This window comes from Methylocaldum sp., assembly GCF_039794385.1.
GTDB lineage: Bacteria > Pseudomonadota > Gammaproteobacteria > Methylococcales > Methylococcaceae > Methylocaldum.
In genome coordinates this window covers 1-3166 of the sequence record NZ_JBDIVO010000451.1, presented here as the reverse complement: position 1 = coordinate 3166, position 3166 = coordinate 1, and the positions used below count along the sequence as shown (strand labels likewise).

General features: G+C 57.6%; 3 protein-coding genes. All 3 read right to left on the bottom strand.

Annotated elements, in window-relative coordinates; genetic code table 11:
• The coding region (locus ABJK70_RS22560) for an asparagine synthase-related protein (RefSeq protein ID WP_347259207.1) at window positions 1-932 on the bottom strand (932 nt) is incomplete at its 3' end.
• A 2-nt stretch (window positions 933-934) separates the two neighbouring features.
• Complete coding sequence (locus ABJK70_RS22555) at window positions 935-2146, bottom strand: TIGR04063 family PEP-CTERM/XrtA system glycosyltransferase (protein WP_347259206.1); 1212 nt, start codon at window positions 2144-2146, stop codon at window positions 935-937.
• A gap of 21 nt (window positions 2147-2167) precedes the next feature.
• The coding region (locus ABJK70_RS22550; RefSeq protein WP_347259205.1) for an asparagine synthase-related protein at window positions 2168-3166 on the bottom strand (999 nt) is incomplete at its 5' end.

Below are 3166 nucleotides of genomic sequence, written 5' to 3'. Positions count from 1 at the left end.
AAGGGGATGGCGGTCACCGCATCAGCCGGCGTCAAATAGTATTCGTGCTGACGGGTATTGAAATGTTTGGCGGCGGTGCGCGCATAGGCGATTTCGTCATAGCCTTCGACGGGAAAACCGATGGAAAACGTATCGGCCTCACCTTCGCTCTCTCGAGCCAATAGCCCGGAGACCGTAGAACTGTCGAGTCCGCCGCTCAGGAAAGCGCCGATCTTGGACGCGCCGTGCGTTTCCCGCCGCACCGCCTCGGTAAGAAGTTCCAAAAGTTTTGTTCCTTCGCGCTCGACAGCGGCATCGCTGTCCTCCCTGAATTCGGGCAGCCAATAATAGCGGCGGCTCACCGAACCGTCGCGCCAAACGAGGCACTCGCCTCCCTCGAGTTTGTAGACTTTCGCATAAATGGAGCCGGGACTCGGACAGTGATGGAAATAGACGTAATCGAACAGCGCTTGCAGAGAGAGCTCAGTATTCACGCCGGGATGACGGACCAGATCATCCGCGCGAGTCCCGAACACCAGCCCTGCCGGCGTAACGGCATAAAAAAGGTGGCGCTGTCCGATGCGGTCAAGCGCCAGCATTACGCTCTGCGCGTTAACGTCGATGACGGCGAGCACGAAACTCCCTCGCAGGTCTCCGAGAAACCCTTCAGGGTCGGCACGATACGCTTCCGCAACCGACTGGGCCATGCCGTTATCCGTCGCCATTTGCGCATAGCGCCGATTGGTCCAGTAAGGCCGACCGCTGACGACCGTCGTGATCGAGCCGTCACTCGATTGATAGAGCGACGCTTTAGGTCCCACGCAGCCCGCCCTTTCGCCGATCACGGCACGGACCGAATCGGGTCGACCGCTACGGTCCCGGAAGCTCTTGAGAAAATCCGCGGTAGTTTCCTGATCTGCGGGTACCTGATACCAACCCAGCATGTCCTGCATGATCAGTTACTCCGGTTCAGCAGGCTTTCATAAATCGGCTTATAGCGCGAAACGCTGTGCGCCCAAGTGCGTTCTCGCTCCACGTATTCCCGTCCGGCGACTCTAAACCGTGACCACTCGTCCCGGCGATTCAGCGCGCTTACCACCATGTCGGCCAAGGCGCCCGGATCGCCCGCCTTGAATAACCATCCGGTCTCTCCGTGCCGAATCAATTCCCGATGACCGCCCACATCGGACGCGATGACCAATTTTCCGTGAGCCAGGGCTTCCAGCGGCTTCAATGGCGTAACCAACTCGGTCAAGCGCATGGACATGCGGGGATATACGAACAGATCCACCTGGTCGTAATACTTCTGAACCTGGTCATGGGGAACGCGACCGGAAAAGATCACTTTCTGGGATAACCCGAGCTCTTGTGCGCGCTGCTTGAGCAGATTCTCCTGGGGACCGCCGCCCACCAAGAGAAGCCGAACCTCGGGATTGACTTCGAGAATTCTAAGCAGAGCCTCCAGCAGCAACATCAGACCCTCGTACGCGTAGAACGACCCGATAAACCCGAGAACGAGGTTTTCCTCTAACCCCAGTTGCTTCTTCAACTCTGCGTCTGCCGGACCGCTCAGGGAAAAGCGGTTGATATCGACGGCATTGGGTATGACCGTAACGTTTTGCTCGGGAATGCCTCGCTCGACGATGTCTCTCTTGAGTCCTTCGCAGATCGTCGTTACTGCACTGGCCCTTCTGAAGACGTAAGTCTCGAGCGACCGGGTTACGCGGTAGCGCAAACCTCCCTCTCGGCATGTCCTGTGGTCGACTGCGGCATCTTCCCAGAAGGCTCGACATTCGTACACGACGGGAAGGGAAAACCATTGCGCCACGCGCAAAGCTGCCAATCCGTTCAATACGGGCGAATGGGCGTGGATGATATCGGGTTTGACTTCTTCCACGGCTTCGCCGACTCGTTCCGCCAGACTGTTGATGATTGAAAATTGGTTCAGCACAGGCAGGGTGGAAAAAAAACTTTTTGGTTGGGCCGTTCGGTAAAAACGAAAACCGTCCACTTCCTCGACCAGCACGTCGGGTCCCTTGTGCTTCGCCGATGTGATGTGAAAGGTTTCGAAGCCCAGAGCGCGCTGGTGCTCCAAGATAGCGCGCGTTCTGAACGTGTAGCCGCTGTGTAATGGGATCGAATGATCAAGTATATGAAGAATACGCATGGCTGCCTTTTGTTAACTTGGTCAGGCGTATCGGCGTAGGAAGGATTCGTACATCAACAGCGACCATAAGCCTGCGCTGTAATCGCGCAAACCCGACTGGTGCTGGTCGAGCATAGTCTTGAGAAAATCCATCTCGAACACGCCCGATTCCGCCATGGCCGATCCCAGTACGGCATCGCGGATCCTTTGTCTGAGCGGCCCTCTGAACCAAGCAGCCAATGGCACGGCGAATCCCATTTTTGGGCGGTAAAGAATGTCGTCCGGCAAGTGCGGTTCCATCGACTTCTTGAATACATATTTTCCCTCCCTGCCTCTAAGCTTGAGATCGGGTGGGAGTCCCGAAATCCATTCGACGAGCTTGTGGTCCAGCAGCGGCACGCGAACTTCCAAGGCGTGCGCCATGCTGGCCCGGTCGACTTTCGTGAGGATGTCCCCGGGCAGGTAGGTTTTCATGTCCAAGTACTGCACCAGCGACAACGGGTGCCGAGTCGGAGCCGACTCGGCGTGATGGCGGAGCACTTCGACAGCCTGATAGCCTTGAAGACCGCGCTTGAACCCGGCGCTGAAGATCTTCCCCTGACGCAAGCTGTCCGGCAGAACCGAAACCGTATGGAAGTAGCCTTCGACCGAGTCGCGGGCTAAGGACTCGAAGGTGGTTTTGGCCCGAAAAACTTTCGGCGCCCAATCGGCTTTGGGATAAACCCGGCCGAGCAGCCCGAACAGCGGACGGCGAACGCCTAGCGGCAAAAACGAACGAATTCTCTCCTCATACGTGTGCCAGCGATAGCGGCGATAACCGGCCAAATTTTCGTCGCCCCCATCTCCCGACAGCGCCACCGTAACCTCCTGGCGCGCCAATTCGCACACGCGATAGGTCGGCAGCGCCGAGCTGTCGGCATAGGGCTCGTCGTACAACCCTGCAAGCCGGTCGATCAACGAGAAATCGTCCGGATCGACCTGTTTCACACGATGACGTGTGCGATAACGTTCCGCCACCATCTCCGCATACCGCGCCTCGTT

What these genes read in the sequence shown, in the direction of transcription:
- ABJK70_RS22555 (WP_347259206.1), bottom strand. Translation starts at nt 2,146, where the DNA reads ATGCGTATTCTTCATATACTTGATCATTCGATCCCATTACACAGCGGC.